Below are 15,840 nucleotides of genomic sequence, written 5' to 3' on the forward strand. Positions count from 1 at the left end.
GACAGGGCCTAGGAGACACCTCGCCGGGGCCGGGGAGCGTGCACCGCGCGGCTCATCCGGCGTCCGAGCAACAGGTAACCGAAGAGCGCGCCCGCCGTGTTGAGGATGACGTCGTCGATGTCGAAGGCGCGCCCGGTGATGAGCGCGCCCTGCGCGAACTCCACCAACAGCATCACCGACGCCGTCAGCACCAGCACCCGCAGCACCCCGCGCGCCTTGGGCGCGAGCACCGGTACGAGAATGCCGAACGGCACCCCGAGCAGCACGTTCCCGCCGATCTGCTTGACCGCGTCCCGCAGCGCGGGCTGGTCCAGATAGGCCTGGAGCGACCGGCCCGGGTGCAGATTCGAGTGCACGAGCGCCTCGGAGGCGGGGGAGGGCTCGAGGGTCAGCCGCGCCAGCACCACGGCGAACCCCACCATGAAGGCGAAGGCGAACAGCATCGCGAGGAGCCGCAACGGGAAGGGCAGCGGACGGGGCTCGGAACGCGCCGGTGCGGTCTTCTTCTCAGGTGCCGCTCCCTTCCGAGGTGCGGCTTTCCCGGGAGCGGACTTCTTCCGGGAGGCGCCCCGCCGCCAGGGCGCCGCCTTCCTGCGGGGCGCCGCCTGATTCCCGGGTGTGGTCTTCTTCTCCGGTGTGGCTTTCTTCTCGGAGGCGGGCTTCCTGCCGAACGCGGCCTTGCGCCAGGCCGCCTTCTTCCTGGGAGCGGCCTTCGTCCCGCCGGACGCGGTCGCGTCCGGCGGCTGTTCGTGTCGGGGCGGGCGCAGGCGGAACACGGTGCGTGGGCGTGAGGCTGCACGGGCCATGCTGTCCTCCAGTCTTCAACTTACCTGCGTCGTAAAGCGGTTACCCGCTCAGGACCCGAGGATGCGCATGGCCCGTGGGAACCCCGTCCGGCAGGTCAGGACGCGTAGGTGACCTTGACCTCCTCGAAGCCGAGGGAGTGCAGCAGACCCTCCAGCATGTCGGTGGTGTTGGTCTCGGCGCGTGCGGTCAGCTCGCTGTCCTTCGCCGCCTCGCCGATGTGCTTCACGGCGAGCTTCTGCACGGCCTGCTCGCTGTTGGGGTTGTCCGAGAAGAGGTCGCCGAGGCGGTCGAGGAGACCGCGCTGCTTGGAGACCGCGTACGAGCGGTCCGGGTCGAGGGCCGGCTTGCCGAGCCGCGCGTGCGGCAGCCGGAGCGTGGCCGACGTACGGTCGCCGTCGACCGTCACATCGTCGTCGCCCACCTCGCCGAGGTCGACATAGGCGTCCACGGTGCCCGCCCCCACATACAGGGTGCGGGTGCCGCGGAGGGCGTCCGGGAGGTACTTGGCGTCCTTCTCCAGGTCCACGACGACCTGGAAGTTGCCGGAGGCGGCGTCGTAACGGCTCATGTCCTGAATGGACTTGAGCAGGGCGGGGCCCGAACGGTCCTTGGTCTCGGTGCCGAAGAACTCGCGCAGCCCGGGCAGCAGGCTGAGCCGGATCCCGGCGAACATCACGGTGAGCACGACCACGACCGCGATGAGCACCTTGGCCCAGCCGGGTATGCGCCCCTGGAGGCGCTTGACGGGAGTCGTCATGGCGACGGCCCTCCTTCCTGTCAGGACGGATTCCCGTCAAAGCCCTTGGCAGACCGCCTTGTTGACGACCTGTGACAGAAAGCGAGCCCTTGGGGCACGGTGACCCGGCCCACCGGGGTCCCCGCGATCACGCCCGCCGTCCTCACCCGCTCGGCCCATCCGGCCGACCGCGCGGCCCGGCGGGGTCCGTAGCATGAGAGATCCCGTGAGTGATCCCCTCCAGTCGGACCTGGTCGAGGAGTCCTTTCGTGCGAGACATCTCCGTGTTCAGCGGCAGCGCCCACCCCGAGCTGGCCGCCGAGGTCTGTTCCCATCTGGGCGTGCCGCTGAGCCCCACCCGGCTCAGCAGGTTCGCCAACGACTGCCTGGAGGTCCAGCTCCAGGCCAACTGCCGGGAGCGGGACGTCTTCCTGGTCCAGCCGCTGGTGAAGCCCGTGCAGGAGCACCTCGTGGAGCTGCTGCTGATGTGCGACGCGGCCCGCGGCGCCTCCGCCGGCCGGATCACCGTGGTCATGCCGCACTACTCCTACGCCCGCTCCGACAAGAAGGACGCGCCCCGGATCTCCCTGGGCGGCCGTCTGGTCGCCGATCTGATGGCGGCGGCCGGGGTCCACCGGGTCCTCGCCATGACCCTGCACTCACCCCAGGTGCACGGCTTCTTCTCGATGCCCGTGGACCATCTGCACGCCCGCCGTGAGCTGGCCGCCCACTTCCGCCGCTACGACCTGACCTCCACCACCGTCGTCTCGCCCGACCTCGGCAACGCCAAGGAGGCGGCCGCCTTCGCCCGGATGATCGGCGCCCAGGTGGCGGCCGGCGCGAAACAGCGCTACGCCGACGACCGGGTCAGCATCAACTCGGTGATCGGCGAGGTCACCGGCCGGGACGTCATCGTCCTCGACGACGAGATCGCCAAGGGCAGTACCGTCCTCGAGCTCCTCGACCGGCTGCGGGAGCTTCAGCCGCGCTCGATCCGGGTGGCGTGCACCCACGGACTGTTCGCGGCCGGCGCCCTCAAACGGCTCAGCGAGCAGCCCGACGTCCTGGAGATCGTCTGCACCAACACCGTGCCGGTGCCCGCCGAGGAGCACACCGACAAGCTGCGGATCCTGTCCATCGCCCCCGCCCTGGCCGAGGCCGTGCGCCGTATTCACAACGGTGAGTCCGTCAGCGCCCTGTTCGACGCGGCCCGCAGCGAATAGACAGGAAGGAGTGGATACGCGCATGTCGTCACCCATGTGACCAGGGAGGGCTCGCAGTGGCGAAGGCGAAGTTCGAGCGGACGAAACCGCACGTCAACATCGGCACCATCGGGCACATCGACCACGGCAAGACGACCCTCACGGCAGCCATCACCAAGGTGCTGCACGACAGGTTCCCCCAGCTCAACCCCTTCACCCCGTTCGACCAGATCGACAAGGCGCCCGAGGAGCGGCAGCGCGGCATCACCATCTCGATCGCCCATGTGGAGTACCAGACCGAGCGCCGGCACTACGCGCACGTGGACTGCCCCGGGCACGCCGACTACATCAAGAACATGATCACCGGCGCGGCCCAGATGGACGGCGCGATCCTGGTGGTCGCGGGCACGGACGGGCCGATGCCGCAGACCAAGGAGCATGTGCTGCTGGCCCGGCAGGTGGGGGTGCCGTACATCGTCGTCGCCCTCAACAAGACGGACATGGTCGACGACGAGGAGATCCTGGAGCTGGTCGAGCTGGAGGTGCGCGAACTGCTCACCGAGTACGAGTTCCCGGGCGACGAGGTGCCCGTCGTACGGATCTCCGCGCTGCGGGCCCTGGAGGGCGACCCGCGGTGGACGCAGTCGGTGCTGGATCTGCTGGACGCGGTCGACGAGGCGGTGCCGGAGCCGCAGCGGGACGTGGACCGGCCGTTCCTGATGCCGATCGAGGACGTCTTCACCATCACCGGGCGCGGCACGGTCGTCACCGGCCGCATCGAGCGCGGCACGCTGCGGGTCAACAGCGAGGTGGAGATCATCGGCATCCATCCGCAGAAGACGAGGAGCACGGTCACCGGCGTGGAGATGTTCCGCAAGCTCCTCGACGAGGGCCGGGCCGGGGAGAACGTCGGCCTGCTGCTGCGTGGCGTCAAACGGGACGAGGTGGAGCGGGGCCAGGTGGTGATCAAGCCGGGCTCGGTCACCCCGCACACCCGGTTCGAGGCGCGGGCGTACATCCTGTCCAAGGACGAGGGGGGCCGGCACACGCCGTTCTTCCAGAACTACCGCCCGCAGTTCTACTTCCGCACGACGGACGTGACGGGCGTGGTGACCCTGCCGGAGGGCACCGAGATGGTCATGCCGGGCGACAACACCACCATGCTCGTGGAGCTGATCCAGCCGATCGCGATGGAGGAGGGGCTGAAGTTCGCCATCCGGGAGGGCGGGCGGACCGTGGGGGCCGGACAGGTCACGAAGATCGTGCGGTAGGGCCCGGGAGCGCGGGTCGGCGGAGCGCGGTCATAAGGTGCCGGACGTGGCCTCGGGCTGCCCCAGGGCCGAGTCCAGCGTCGTGGCGGGCGGCAGTAACCGGTGCAGTCCGGTGGCCTTGAGGACGCGCAGGGCCAGCGGGTGGGTGCAGACGAGGTGGAGCTCGCCGTCCTGGTCGAGCACTCGGCTGCGGGCCCGGTACAGCAGGCGGAGTCCGGAGCAGTCGAAGAAGTCGATCGGCGAGAGGTCGATGACCACCCGCGGGGCGGGCCCGGCGGTCGCCTCGTCGAGCCGCGGACCGATCTCCGTCGCCGCGACGATGTCGATCTCGCCGCGGAACTCCAGCACCGTGTACCCCCGCTCCTGCCGGACGCACAGGTGTGGGGTGTCCGCGGCGGGTTCCTGCTGCACGACGACATCGCCTCCAACCCGCTCCACCGGTCGGGAGCCTTCAACGGCGGGGAAGCGCACAGCAGTTCCCCGCCCCAGCAAGGTACCCCGATAGAGTGAATTTCAGCATGTTCGATTGACATATGTCTTCGAAACTCGGGCGTGTCTCGACCGAGTTTTTTCGCGTCGTGAGCGAAGGGGTGCGAGAAGCTTACGAGAGCGCCTGCCATGCCTTGGACAGGGCTGTCCGGAACTGCTCCGTCTGGTGCGCCGTGAGCTCCCGCACCATCTGCTCCTCCAGCTCCCGCACGGGCTGCGCGCACTGCTCCAGCAGCGCCCGCGCCTCGTCGGTGAGCAGGATCAGCAGCTCGCGCCGGTTGCGCGGATTGCGCTCGCGACGGATCAGGCCGCGGTTCTCCAGGGAGCGCACCAGATCCGCGATGGACTGGGCGGTCACGAAGGAGTCCCTGGCCAGCTGGGCGGCGGACAGCCCGTCGTGCCGCTCCAGGACGGTCAGCGCCGTGTACTGCAGGGCGGTGATTCCGGACGGCTTGACGAGTTCGTCCAGCCGGGATCGCACGACGAGCTCCACCTGCTTCACCATGTAGAGCAGGGACGGGGGAGCCTTGTGGGGCGGGCGCGCGGGAGTCGCCGCCTGGGTCGTCTGGGTGCCGGCCATGAGTCCGAGCGTAGACCATTGACAGGAAACCTGTCTGTAATGAGACTGCGGACCAACAGGAATCCTGTTAGTTGAAATCTTGGCGACGATGCTGAGGAGTGGTGATGACCACCTTCGAGATCGACCCCGGTCGACTGTTCATCGGGGGACAGTGGCGCGAGGCCGCGGACGGAGCGCGGACCGAGGTGGTCGACCCGTCCCGGGGCGCGGTCGTCACCACCGTCGCGGAGGCGGGCGCCGCCGACGTGGACGCGGCGGTGCGGGCCGCCCGTGAGGCCTTCGACTCCGGCCGGTGGTCCGGGCTCAGCGGCCGGGAGCGCGGCCGGATCCTGCTGCGGGTGGCCCAGCTGATCCGAGAGGAGGCCGACGAGATCGCCCGGCTGGAGAGCCTGGACGTCGGCAAGCCGATCACCCTGGCCCACGCGGTCGACGTCACCAACGCGGCCAACGACTACGAGTACTACGCCACGCTCGCCTTCTCCCTGGAGGGCGGCAACCGCGACACCCCGATGAACGCGCTCGCTTACACCAAGCGCGGCCCGATCGGCGTCGTCGCCGCCATCACCCCCTTCAACTTCCCGCTGATCCTGGCCGGTTCGAAGCTCGCCCCGGCCCTGGCCGCGGGCAACACGGTCGTCCACAAGCCCGCCGACGAGACCCCGCTGAGCGCCCTGTACATGGCGGGACTGCTCCAGCGGGCCGGAGTGCCCGACGGTGTCGTCAACGTCGTCACCGGCACCGGCCCGATCGCCGGAGAGGCGCTGCTGCGGCACCCCGGCGTGGACAAGATCGCCTTCACCGGCTCCACCGCGATCGGCCGGCATGTCGCGGGCATCGCCGGCGAGAACCTCAAGCAGGTCACCATGGAGCTCGGCGGCAACGCCGCGCACATCGTCTTCGAGGACGCCGACCTGGAGAAGGCCGTCGGTGCGGTCATCAAGGGATTCGTCTTCAACACCGGCCAGTTCTGCATGGGCGGCCCGCGCCTGCTGGTGGCCCGCCCGGTCTACAGCACCCTGCTCAACATCCTCGGCGAGGCCGTCCCCGGTGTGCCCGTGGGCGACCCGCGCGCGGCGGAGACCGTCGTCGGACCCATGGCGGGGGAGAAGCACCTGCGCAAGGTCGAGGAGTACGTCGACCTCGCCCGCAAGGAGGGCGCCCGGATCGTCTGCGGCGGTGAGCGCCTCGACCTCGACGGCGGCTACTACTACAAGCCCACCGTCATCGCCGACCTCCCGAACGACTCCCGGGTGATCCAGGAGGAGATCTTCGGCCCGGTCCTCACCGTCCAGCCCTTCGACGACGAGGACGAGGCCGTCGCCCTCGCCAACTCCACGCCGTACGGCCTGGCTTCGGGGGTGCAGACCGGCAACCTCGCCCGCGCCCACCGGGTCGCCGACCGCCTCCAGGCCGGCATCGTCTGGGTCAACGACTGGGCCATGCTCGACCCGGCCGTCCCCTTCGGCGGCGTCAAGGACTCCGGCTTCGGCCGCGAGTACGGCCCCGAGGCGCTCGCCTCCTACACCAAGGTCAAGTCCGTCGTCGTCTCGCTCGACTGAACGCGCCGTACAGCAAAGGGAGTTCCACCGATGTCCATCACCACACGCGCGGCCGTCGTCGAGTCCGCCGGAGCGCCGTTCACCCTCTCCGAGGTCGTCCTCGCCGAGCCCGGCCCGCACGAGGCGGTGGTCCGGCTGGTGGCGGCCGGCCTGTGCCACACCGACCTGGGCGTGCAGGGCGGCGGACTGCCCTTCCCGCTGCCGGGCGTCCTCGGCCACGAGGGCGCGGGGGTCGTGGAGGCGGTCGGAGCGGCCGTCACCGGGGTGGCCCCCGGCGACCATGTCGTCCTCTCCTTCACCTCCTGCGGTGAGTGCCGCAACTGCCACGGCGGTCACCCCGCCTACTGCGCGACCTGGCTGCCGCTGAACCTCATCGGGGGCCGCCGCGCCGACGGCACCAGCACCATCAGCCGCGACGGCGAGCCGCTCGGCGGGCACTTCTTCGGTCAGTCCTCCTTCGCGGAACGGGCCCTGGTCGACGAGCGCAGCCTGGTCAAGGTCGACCCCGACGTCCCGCTGACGTCGATCGCCCCGCTGGGCTGCGGTGTGCAGACGGGTGTCGGCGCCGTCTGGAACGTCCTGCGGCCCACCGCAGGTGACACGGTCGTCGTCCTCGGCGCCGGAGCCGTGGGTCTGTCCGCCGTCATGGCCGCCGCCCTCAGCCCCGCCACCACGATCATCGCCGTCGACCGGGTCGCCGAACGCCTGGCACTCGCCAAGGAGTTGGGTGCCACCCACACCGTGGACGCCGGCGGGGCCGCGCTCGGCGAGGCCGTCGCCGAGATCACCGGCGGCCGGGGAGCCGACGGGATCGTGGAGACCACGGGCAGTACGGCCGTGCTGCGCCAGGGAGTCGACGCGCTCGCCGCCCGCGGCACCCTGGTCGTCGTGGGCGCACCGCCGTTCGGCAGCGAAGTCGCCCTGGACGTCAACGGGTTGCTCGGCGGCAAGCGGGTCGTCGGCCTCACCCTCGGCGACAGCGAGACACAGACCTTCATCCCCGCCCTGGTGGAGCTGGTCAAGGCGGGGCGGCTCCCGCTGGACCGGCTGATCGGCACCTACGCCTTCGAGGACATCGGCCAGGCGGTCCAGGACATGACCTCGGGCAAGACCATCAAGCCGGTGCTGACCTTCTGAACGACCGTCAGTCCACCGTCAGGACCAGCTTCCCGGTGGTCCGGCCGGTGTCGCCGAGCCTGTGCGCCTCGGCGGCACCGGCCAGCGGGAAGGTCCCGGCGATCGTCGCGCGGAGCTTCCCCGCCTCCACCAGTTCGGCGATCGCCCGCATCCCGGCCCGGTCGGCGTCCACCAGCATCCGCACCGCCCGCACTCCCAGCCGTTCGGCCTCCTCGTGGAACTCCGTCGAACCCACCGGCAGGATCGACACCACGGTCCCGCCCGGCCGCAGCACCCGGAGCGAGCGCACCGAGGTCTCGCCGCCCAGCGTGTCCAGGACCACGTCCACGTCCTTCACGGCCTCGGCGAAGTCGGTCTCCCGGTAGTCGATCACCTCGTCGGCGCCCAGGTCACGGAGGAAGTCGTGCTTGCCCGCGCTGGCCGTGCCGATGACGTACGCGCCGCGCGCCTTGGCGATCTGCACCGCCACATGCCCGACGCCCCCGGCGGCCGCATGGATCAACACCCGCTGCCCGGCCGCGAGTCCGGCGTTCTCCACCAGCGCCTGCCAGGCGGTCAGCGAGACCAGCGGCAGCGCGCCCGCCTGGACGTGGTCGATGCTCTCCGGCTTGTGCCACAGGGCGCGGACCGGCGCGATGACGTACTCGGCGTGCGAGCCGTGGCCCCACGGGTACGGCAGCATCCCGAAGACCTCGTCGCCGGGTGCGAACGTGGCGACCCCGACGCCGACCGCCTCGACGGCCCCGGAGACGTCCCAGCCCAGGACGAAGGGCGGCTCGCCCAGGAACCCGCCGGTGGCGCGGTGCTTCCAGTCGGTCGGGTTGACGCCGGCGGCGCGCACCCGTACCAGTACCTCGTTCGCGCGCGGCGCGGGCCGCTCCGCGTCCCTCTCCCTCAGGACCTCGGGGCCGCCGAGGACGTCCTGGCCGATGACGCGCATGGTGTTCACAGTGCTCATGGTGGACCAGCCTGCCGGGCCCCGGCCCGCCGGGAAATGGCATGAATGCCAACCTCCGATAGAATCGTGCCATGCCGCATCGCGCCAAGCCCGACCGCCACCGAGTCGTCGTCCTCGCCGTCGACGGCGTCTACCCCTTCGAACTCGGTATGCCGAGCCGGATCCTCGGCGCCGCCGACGGCCGCTACGAGGTGCTGACCTGCACGGTCGACGGCGGCCCGGTGCGGACGAACGCCGACTTCACGATCGGTGTCGAGCACGGCCCCGAGGCGCTGGCGACCGCGGACACGGTCGTGATCGCGCCCGTCGCCCCCGACCGGCTCACGGCCGGGCTGCCGCCGGGCCTGGCCGAGGCCCTGGCCCGGATCCGTCCCGACGCCCGGATCGTCTCCATCTGCACGGCCGCCTTCTTCCTCGCCGCCGCGGGACTCCTCGACGGCCGCCGGGCCACCACTCACTGGAACTGCGCGGACCACTTCCGCCGGATGTATCCGCAGGTGGACCTCGACCCGGACGTCCTCTTCGTCGACGACGACCGGGTGCTGACCTCCGCCGGCGCGGCCTCCGGCGTCGACATCTGTCTGCATCTGATCCGCAAGGACCACGGCAGCGAACTCGCCAACAAGGTGGCCCGCCGCTGCGTGGTGCCGCCGTTCCGCGACGGCGGGCAGGCGCAGTACATCGAACAGCCGGTGCCCGAGGCCGGTCCGGCGAGCACGGCGGCCACCCGGGCCTGGGCCCTCGCGCACCTGGGCGAGCCCCTCACCCTCACCGACCTCGCCGCGCACGCCCGGATGAGCCTGCGCACCTTCGCCCGCCGCTTCCAGGACGAGGTGGGCATCAGCCCCGGCCGCTGGCTGATCCAGCAGCGGGTGGCGCACGCCCGGCAGCTGCTCGAGGCCAGCGACCTCTCCGTGGACCAGATCGCCGGCCGGGTCGGCTTCGCCACCGGCGCCTCGCTGCGCCAGCACCTGCACGCGGCGATCGGGGTCTCCCCGCAGGCCTACCGCAGAACGTTCCAGGCGGCCCGCTGAACGTACCGGCCCGCCCCGGCGTCGTAGGGACACGGGATCGACCGGAGGGACGGGGGCACGCATGCGCAGAGGGCTGGCGGCGGTGACGGCGGCACTGGTGGCGGCCGTGGGCTGCGGGGCGGGGGCGGGGGAGAAGGCGGACCTGGTCGTCGAGGGAACGCCGCCGGCGACGCCGTACACCGGACGCCTGGACATCGCGACGACGACGCTCGACACGTACACCCCGCAGGCCCTGCTGGCCGAGTCCGGGGCCGCGGGCCGGGCGCTGGAGTGCGACGGCGAGATCTACGACGGCGATGGCCCCGACGGCTGGAGCAGCGGCGACGGCGGTGACACCCCGGAGGACGGGCTACGGCTCTTCTTCGACATGGTGCAGCCGCAGGTCCCGGACTCCGGCTACCGGGTGGAGCGTGAGGCGGACGGCCGGGTCCTGTACTCGTACGACGTCGGCGGCCGGACGAAGGTCGCGGTCGTGGTCGCCGAGGACCAGAAGGGCCGGCCGGGCTGGGGTCCGGAGACGAACGCCTCCTGCGACCCGGCCGAACTCCCCGCGAGCTTCACCGACTCGATCGGTCTGGAGATCTGGACCGACCGCGACGGACATCGCGTCCCGACCACCGCCGTCACCAGCCACGCGGGTGCGGAGCACTGCGGCTGGGAGAAGGCGCACTTCCTGGGGATGGGCCGGGGCGAGGACTACCGCCAGTACGTCCGCGACCCCGACGGTGTGCTCGAACCCGGCCTGCTCACCGCCCCGTACGACGGCGACGTCCGGATGCCGGCCGGCGCCCACGACACCGGATACCGCTACGGCCACCGGCGGTTGTGGCTGACGAAGGACCGTACGACGGCCTACGTCCGTACCCCCGACGGAGTCGAGGCCTGGCCGCAGGCGAAGAAGGCGGTGGCCTGCAAGTGAGGGCGGTTCAGCGGCTGGCGTGCAGGGCGACCAGCAACTGCCAGACCTGGTCGGCGATCTCACCGGGAGTGCCGCCGAGGTCGCCGTGCAGCCAGTCGGCCAGCACACCGGCGAAGGTCGCGGCGACGGCCGAGGCCACCAGCGGGGCGTCCGCCGCGCCCGCCCGCTCACGCTCCCGCAGGCTGTAGGCCCGCAGGTCCCGGTGGAGCACCCGGCCGAGCGGACCGCCGCCGCCCGGTGCGAGCAGGGTGCGGTAGAGCGGGGCATGCGGGGTGAGCGAGGCGAAGAACTCCGCCAGGGCGGCCGGCGCCCGCACCGGGTCCGGCCGCCCCTGCCAGGCGTGCAACGCCTCCACGGCCTCGCGTACGACATCCGCGCACGCGTCGACGGCGAGGGCCTCCAGGTCGGGGTAGTGGACGTAGAAGGTGGCCCGGCCGACACCGGCCCGCCGCACCAGCGCCGCCACGCCCACCTCCTCCAGCGGCCGCTCCGCGCACTCCGCCAGCAGCGCGGCCCGCAGCCGGGCCCGGGTCCGGGCCGCCCTCGGGTCCTCGGCCTCCGCCCGGATCACTGCGCGAGGAGCACGGCGGCCAGGGCGAGCGCGCCCGGCAGCGCCTGGGCGACCAGGATCCGCCGGTTGGCGGTGACCGCGCCGTACACGCCCGCGACGATCACACAGGACAGGAAGAACACCTGCGCCGCGAACCCGGTCGGGTCCCCGGCGACCAGCCCCCACACCAGGCCCGCCGCCAGGAACCCGTTGTACAGGCCCTGGTTGGCGGCCATCGGGGCGGTCCGCCGCGCCAGCTCCGCGTCGAACCCGTGGAAGCCCATCCCCGGCTTCTTCTGCCACAGGAACATCTCCATCACCAGGATGTAGAGATGCAGCAGCGCCACCAGCGCGACCAGTACACCGGCCAGAATTTCCATGATCTCCCTCTGATCTTCCGCAACTTCCTGGACAGGTGTCCACTATAACGGGACACCTGTCCAGGAAGTCCAGGGGGGTGTGCCGTGACCGTGGACACGGCGGTCTCCACGGTCTCCTCGCCCGGGGTGCGGCGGCGCGGGCCGCGGCCACACTGGAGACATGACCCCAGCACCGGCACGCACCGCGCAGCAGCGCAAGCACGACACGCTCCACCGGCTGGAACACGACGTCGACGTCTGGGTCGCCACGGCCGCCGAGGACGGCGCCGCCCCCCAGCTGGCCCCGCTCTCCTACGTCTGGGACGGCGCCGTCCTGCTGGTCGCCGCCCCGGTCACCACGCCCACCGGCCGTGCCCTGCACGACACCGGTGTGGCACGTCTCGCCGTCGGCCCGGCCGACGACGTGGTCATGATCGAGGGCCGGGCCGTCGCCGTCCCGCCCGCCGACCTTCCGGAGGAGGACGCCGAGATCTTCGCCGGCAAGACCGGCTTCGACCCCCGTGAACTGGCCGCGCCCCACCTGTACTTCCTCATCCGCCCGCAGCGGATCCGGTCCTGGCGGACCCGGGAGGAGGAGACCGGGGGGTGCGAGGTGATGCGGGACGGGGAGTGGCTGGTGGCCGGCTGAAACCGGGGTATCCGCAAGGTCCGGGACGGGAGCCGGCTCGGCGGGGTCGCGTGGGCGTCGCGGCGGAAGGCCAGCCGGGTACCGTCGGCGCTGCGGATCTCGACGCGGTGGGCGGACACCTCGGTCTCCTCAGCGTCCAGGAGCTCCTTGTAGAACTCGGCGAGTTGCTCCGGCTCGGCACAGTCGAGCACCACGACTCCCGCTTTCACCACGGCCATGTCGTCTCCTCCACGAGGTCGGGGACGGGCGGTGGTCGACGACCTGGACGAGGCCGAACACGCTGTCGTCGGCCTGGGCGGCCGCCCCCTGGACACGAAGGGCTCCGCGGGCCCACTCAAGGAACGCGGCTACGCCGACCCGGCGGGCCACTCCTTCACCCTGCGCCACACCACCCCGACCACCCCCAAACACGGCTGACCACCGCAAGCGCCTTTGCCGAACACCTCGCGACCCGGACTGATGCGGTTCCGGCGGCTTTCTCCCAGGGGCACTGCGGCTGCGGGGGGCTGTCTCCCGGGACACTGTGGCTACGGCGGCTATCCCTCGGGGCGTGCGGTTCCGGAGGCTCTCTCCCCGGGGTGCTCTCGGGGGCGTGCGGTTCGGGAGGCTTTCTCCTCGGGGTGCTCTCGGGGGCGTGCGGTTCGGGAGGCTTTCTCCTCGGGGCGCTGTGGCTGCGGCAGCTTCCCCCGGGGCACCGTGGCTCCAGCAGTCTCGGACCGGGCCGATCCGGGGCCGGTCTTTCGGACCGGGCTGTTTCAGCGCCGCCTCCTCGGCCCCGCCTCCTCAGCCCAAACGCCCTGCAGCTCCGGCGCTCTGCAGCCCAGGCCGCTCCAGCCTGCCTCCCCAGCCTCAGCCCCGGCTGCGTCGGCGGCGAGGGCTTCGGCCGAAGGGCCGGTTCAGCCCCGGCTCTTCGGCCCGTGCCGGCACCACCCCGTCCTCCGGTCCGGACAGCTTCAGGCCTGGCCAATCCGCCCGGGTAGCTTCACCCCGACCGAGCCGCCGTGCCACTTCAGTCCACCCCTCAGCCCCGGCCCTTGGGCCAGCCCCGGCCCAGTCAGCCCGGGCGGCTTCAGGCCCCGCCGCTCAGGCCCGGCCGCCCTTCTCCTTCGTCGGCCAAGTACCCGTCGAGCGTTCGATGGCCTTGGCACCCGTGCGGTCGGCCGCGCTTCGGGCCGCCGCGAGATCACCGCCCGGCTCGCCCACGGGCAGGCACGGCCGACCACCAGACGGTAGCGCCCGGCCGTCACCGGCCGGCCGCCCCGGCCGCTCATGGGACCTCCCGCATGCTCGCACCGGTCGCCCGGTCGCCGTCCCCCTGACCGATTTCCCGGGTTCCCCGATTTCCGCCGACGGCACGGTGTGATCCCGACCTGCCGGGGCAGCCGGCTCGCGTGAGCGGGACGACACCGAAGCCGAAGCCCGGCCCGGCCGCAAGGACACGGCCCTCGGCGCCGCACGCGTGGACCTGATGCCGGGCCTGGACAGCGAGCGGGTGGAGGAGGTCGCCGACCGGATCAAGCGCGCCATCGGCGACGCGATCTTCCTCGACGTCACCGACCGTCCGCCGCCCGGGGCGCGCAAGAGCCCCGCCGCGACGGGGGAGCGCGGCGGGGCCTGACTGTCGGGTGCCCGGTGCGGGCCGGTTCATGCGTGCCGGCGACAGATTTTTCTACGCGTGCGCCGCCGCCGTGCGGTCAGCGCCGTGCGGTCAGCTGCTCTGCGGCTCGGCGACGAACACGGGGATCTCCCGGTCGGTCTTCTTCTGGTAGTCGGCGTACGGCGGAAAAGCGGCGACGGCACGCTCCCACCACTGGGCCTTCTCCGCACCGCTGATCTCACGGACCGTCATGTCCTGCTTCGCGGGACCGTCCTGGAGCTCCACCTCCGGGTCGGACACGAGGTTGTGGTACCAGACCGGATGGGTGGGCGCCCCGCCCTGGGAGGCGACGAGCGCGTACCGCCCGTCGTGCTCGACCCGCATCAGCGGGGTCTTGCGGAGCTTGCCGCTGCGCGCGCCCCGGGTGGTCAGCAGGATGACCGGGAGCCCGGTCTCCCGCAGCGTGGTCCCCTCGGTGCCGCCGGAGCTCTCGTACAACTCCACCTGCTCCCGCACCCACTGGGTCGGGCTGGGCTCGTACTCGCCTTCGAGAGGCATGGCATCCGTCCCTTTCGTCACATGGTCGCTCACGACCGGCTGACCCCTTCAACACCATTGCCCCCTCGATTCATCCGCCCCCCTTACCTCGCGGGTAATCGCGCCGCCCGCACCCCGTCGGCACACTCGGAGCCATGACGAAGACCACCGGCACCCGCGCCGTGATCGAGGAGCTGCTGCGCCGTATCGGCGAGGGAGACCCGGAGCGGATCGCGGCCCTGTACGCCGACGGCGTCGACTGGCGGCTGTCCTGGCCCGAGGACGAGCACGGCCGCGCCGATACGCCCTGGATCCGGCATCGTGCCACCGGCGCCGAGGCGGCCGACCACTTCCGGGCCCTGGCCGCCCAGCACACGCCCGGGGCGGCGGACACGCGCGTGGAGCGCGTCCTCGTCGACGGCGCCGACGCGGTGGTGCTGGGCGAGATCCGGCAGACCGCCGCCCCCACCGGGCGCCCCTACCGGGCGGCCTTCGCCCTGCACCTCACCGTCCGCGACGGCCTGGTCGTCCGCCACCACGTGTACGAGGACAGCCTGGCCGTCGCCCGGGCCTTCACCCCCTGACCCCCCAGGAGGCCTACACCACCATCCCGACAGCCAGCACGATCATCACCCCGCTCGACACGAGTGCGGTCGCGAGGCGTCCGCGGTGGCCGGTCAGGGTCCGGCCGAGTAGAGCGCCGCTGCCGGCCAGCAGCAGTTGCCAGCTCGCGGACGCGGCGAAGGCGGCCAGCACGAACGTGCCCTGTTCCAGGGGGCGTACGGCGTCCGTGGCACCGGTGCCGAGCACCAGCGCGGCGAAGTAGACGACGGTGGTCGGGTTGAGCAGCGTGATGCCGAGCAGGGCGAGGTAGGCGCGGGCGGCGGTGGGCGGGGTGGGCACGGAGCGGGTGGCGAGCCGGTGGGCCCGGTACTGGCGTACGGCCGTCAGGGCGCCGCGTGCCGCGAGGGCCAGCAGCACCAGGGCCGAGGCCCAGCGCAGCGGCACCAGCACCGGCCGCAGCGCGGCGGCGAGCGCGGACCCGCCGACGGTGGCCAGGAGGGCGTAGAGCCCGTCGGCGGTGGCGACGCCGAGCGCGGCGCACGCGCCGGTGCGCAGGGAGGTGCGGGCGGTGAGGGAGACGAGGTAGGTCGCGACGGCCCCGACGGGTACGGCGATGCCGTAGCCCGCGATCAGGCCCGCGACGAGCGCGGCCGTCACCGGCGCACGGGATCGGGCCTCCGGGGACGGCCGGGCTGCTGCCGGTGCCGCGCCGGAAGGACGGCGTCGGACAGTGGCGGCAGCAGAACGGTGCATCGGGACATGGCTGGATCCTGCGACTCGCCCCCGCCCACCGGCAAGTGGATTTCCGTCCCGAGGACCTCCGTGCGGTGCAGTCCTAGACAGCTCCACCACATCGGAGGTCTTCGCCATGTTCAAGACCCGCCGGTGTCAA

General features: G+C 72.0%; 17 protein-coding genes and 5 pseudogenes. 10 read left to right on the forward strand and 12 right to left on the reverse strand.

Features of this window, described 5'->3' with window-relative positions:
* Positions 1–8: 8 nt before the first annotated feature.
* Positions 9–470 (reverse strand): VanZ family protein, encoded by a 462-nt coding sequence (locus ACYQ8Q_RS40515; RefSeq protein ID WP_460073691.1) that lies wholly within the window; start codon positions 468–470, stop codon positions 9–11.
* 431 nt (positions 471–901) lie between these two features.
* The gene (locus ACYQ8Q_RS40520) at positions 902–1,564 is read right to left on the reverse strand and encodes a DUF4230 domain-containing protein (RefSeq protein ID WP_460071876.1); all 663 of its coding nucleotides are present in this window, start codon (positions 1,562–1,564) and stop codon (positions 902–904) included.
* 248 nt (positions 1,565–1,812) lie between these two features.
* On the opposite strand from ACYQ8Q_RS40520, the gene ACYQ8Q_RS40525 reads away from it, so the two are divergent.
* Together ACYQ8Q_RS40525 and tuf are read left to right on the forward strand one after the other, a co-directional pair.
* The gene (locus ACYQ8Q_RS40525) at positions 1,813–2,766 is read left to right on the forward strand and encodes a ribose-phosphate diphosphokinase (protein ID WP_460071877.1); all 954 of its coding nucleotides are present in this window, start codon (positions 1,813–1,815) and stop codon (positions 2,764–2,766) included.
* Between the two features lie 56 nt (positions 2,767–2,822).
* The gene (tuf, locus tag ACYQ8Q_RS40530) at positions 2,823–4,016 is read left to right on the forward strand and encodes an elongation factor Tu (protein ID WP_460071879.1); all 1,194 of its coding nucleotides are present in this window, start codon (positions 2,823–2,825) and stop codon (positions 4,014–4,016) included.
* 30 nt (positions 4,017–4,046) lie between these two features.
* On the opposite strand, the gene ACYQ8Q_RS40535 is transcribed toward tuf, so the two are convergent.
* Both ACYQ8Q_RS40535 and ACYQ8Q_RS40540 read right to left on the reverse strand, forming a co-directional pair.
* A complete protein-coding gene (locus ACYQ8Q_RS40535; protein WP_460071880.1) occupies positions 4,047–4,427 on the reverse strand; it encodes an anti-sigma factor antagonist in 381 nt (126 codons plus the stop codon).
* A gap of 190 nt (positions 4,428–4,617) precedes the next feature.
* Positions 4,618–5,085, reverse strand: a complete 468-nt coding sequence (locus ACYQ8Q_RS40540) for a MarR family winged helix-turn-helix transcriptional regulator (RefSeq protein WP_460071882.1) — start codon at positions 5,083–5,085, stop codon at positions 4,618–4,620.
* A 104-nt stretch (positions 5,086–5,189) separates the two neighbouring features.
* Between ACYQ8Q_RS40540 and ACYQ8Q_RS40545 the strand changes: the two genes are divergently transcribed.
* Both ACYQ8Q_RS40545 and ACYQ8Q_RS40550 read left to right on the forward strand, forming a co-directional pair.
* Positions 5,190–6,644, forward strand: a complete 1,455-nt coding sequence (locus ACYQ8Q_RS40545) for an aldehyde dehydrogenase family protein (RefSeq protein ID WP_460071884.1) — start codon at positions 5,190–5,192, stop codon at positions 6,642–6,644.
* 30 nt (positions 6,645–6,674) lie between these two features.
* Positions 6,675–7,781, forward strand: coding sequence for an NAD(P)-dependent alcohol dehydrogenase (locus ACYQ8Q_RS40550; RefSeq protein ID WP_460071886.1), 1,107 nt, complete (start codon positions 6,675–6,677; stop codon positions 7,779–7,781).
* A gap of 7 nt (positions 7,782–7,788) precedes the next feature.
* Here ACYQ8Q_RS40550 and ACYQ8Q_RS40555 read toward each other — a convergent pair whose 3' ends face one another.
* Entirely contained in the window at positions 7,789–8,739 is a 951-nt protein-coding gene (locus ACYQ8Q_RS40555) for an NADP-dependent oxidoreductase (RefSeq protein WP_460071887.1), read from the reverse strand.
* A gap of 71 nt (positions 8,740–8,810) precedes the next feature.
* Between ACYQ8Q_RS40555 and ACYQ8Q_RS40560 the strand changes: the two genes are divergently transcribed.
* Positions 8,811–9,773 (forward strand): GlxA family transcriptional regulator, encoded by a 963-nt coding sequence (locus ACYQ8Q_RS40560; RefSeq protein ID WP_460071889.1) that lies wholly within the window; start codon positions 8,811–8,813, stop codon positions 9,771–9,773.
* A gap of 61 nt (positions 9,774–9,834) precedes the next feature.
* The gene (locus tag ACYQ8Q_RS40565) at positions 9,835–10,692 is read left to right on the forward strand and encodes a hypothetical protein (RefSeq protein ID WP_460071890.1); all 858 of its coding nucleotides are present in this window, start codon (positions 9,835–9,837) and stop codon (positions 10,690–10,692) included.
* A gap of 7 nt (positions 10,693–10,699) precedes the next feature.
* On the opposite strand, the gene ACYQ8Q_RS40570 is transcribed toward ACYQ8Q_RS40565, so the two are convergent.
* Both ACYQ8Q_RS40570 and ACYQ8Q_RS40575 read right to left on the reverse strand, forming a co-directional pair.
* A complete protein-coding gene (locus ACYQ8Q_RS40570; protein WP_460071892.1) occupies positions 10,700–11,263 on the reverse strand; it encodes a TetR/AcrR family transcriptional regulator in 564 nt (187 codons plus the stop codon).
* A complete protein-coding gene (locus tag ACYQ8Q_RS40575; RefSeq protein WP_460071894.1) occupies positions 11,260–11,622 on the reverse strand; it encodes a DUF1304 domain-containing protein in 363 nt (120 codons plus the stop codon). Before ACYQ8Q_RS40575 ends, ACYQ8Q_RS40570 begins: the two co-directional genes overlap by 4 nt.
* 160 nt (positions 11,623–11,782) lie before the next feature.
* Between ACYQ8Q_RS40575 and ACYQ8Q_RS40580 the strand changes: the two genes are divergently transcribed.
* Positions 11,783–12,250: a pyridoxamine 5'-phosphate oxidase family protein gene (locus tag ACYQ8Q_RS40580; protein ID WP_460071896.1), complete on the forward strand. Its 468-nt coding sequence runs from the start codon at positions 11,783–11,785 to the stop codon at positions 12,248–12,250.
* A 35-nt stretch (positions 12,251–12,285) separates the two neighbouring features.
* Here the strand turns inward: ACYQ8Q_RS40580 and ACYQ8Q_RS40585 are convergent.
* Positions 12,286–12,468: pseudogene (locus ACYQ8Q_RS40585) on the reverse strand (VOC family protein); the annotation flags it as partial.
* 31 nt (positions 12,469–12,499) lie between these two features.
* On the opposite strand from ACYQ8Q_RS40585, the pseudogene ACYQ8Q_RS40590 reads away from it, so the two are divergent.
* Positions 12,500–12,667 (forward strand): annotated as a pseudogene (locus tag ACYQ8Q_RS40590) (VOC family protein); the annotation flags it as partial.
* 666 nt (positions 12,668–13,333) lie between these two features.
* Here ACYQ8Q_RS40590 and ACYQ8Q_RS40595 read toward each other — a convergent pair.
* A pseudogene (locus ACYQ8Q_RS40595) lies at positions 13,334–13,429 on the reverse strand (DUF4235 domain-containing protein); the annotation flags it as partial.
* Positions 13,423–13,632 (reverse strand): annotated as a pseudogene (locus ACYQ8Q_RS40600) (glutathione S-transferase family protein); the annotation flags it as partial. The pseudogenes ACYQ8Q_RS40595 and ACYQ8Q_RS40600, both read right to left, overlap by 7 nt.
* A gap of 53 nt (positions 13,633–13,685) precedes the next feature.
* On the opposite strand from ACYQ8Q_RS40600, the pseudogene ACYQ8Q_RS40605 reads away from it, so the two are divergent.
* Positions 13,686–13,868 (forward strand): annotated as a pseudogene (locus tag ACYQ8Q_RS40605) (cation diffusion facilitator family transporter); the annotation flags it as partial.
* Positions 13,869–13,958: 90 nt separating this feature from the next.
* Here the strand turns inward: ACYQ8Q_RS40605 and ACYQ8Q_RS40610 are convergent.
* A complete protein-coding gene (locus ACYQ8Q_RS40610; RefSeq protein ID WP_460071898.1) occupies positions 13,959–14,405 on the reverse strand; it encodes a nitroreductase family deazaflavin-dependent oxidoreductase in 447 nt (148 codons plus the stop codon).
* A gap of 134 nt (positions 14,406–14,539) precedes the next feature.
* On the opposite strand from ACYQ8Q_RS40610, the gene ACYQ8Q_RS40615 reads away from it, so the two are divergent.
* On the forward strand, positions 14,540–14,968 hold the full coding sequence (locus tag ACYQ8Q_RS40615; protein ID WP_460071900.1) for a nuclear transport factor 2 family protein: 429 nt from the start codon (positions 14,540–14,542) through the stop codon (positions 14,966–14,968).
* A gap of 13 nt (positions 14,969–14,981) precedes the next feature.
* Here the strand turns inward: ACYQ8Q_RS40615 and ACYQ8Q_RS40620 are convergent, their stop codons facing one another.
* On the reverse strand, positions 14,982–15,605 hold the full coding sequence (locus ACYQ8Q_RS40620; RefSeq protein ID WP_460071902.1) for a LysE family transporter: 624 nt from the start codon (positions 15,603–15,605) through the stop codon (positions 14,982–14,984).
* Between the last annotated feature and the right edge of the window lie 235 nt (positions 15,606–15,840).

The sequence above is a fragment of the Streptomyces sp. YKOK-I1 genome (assembly GCF_054660435.1).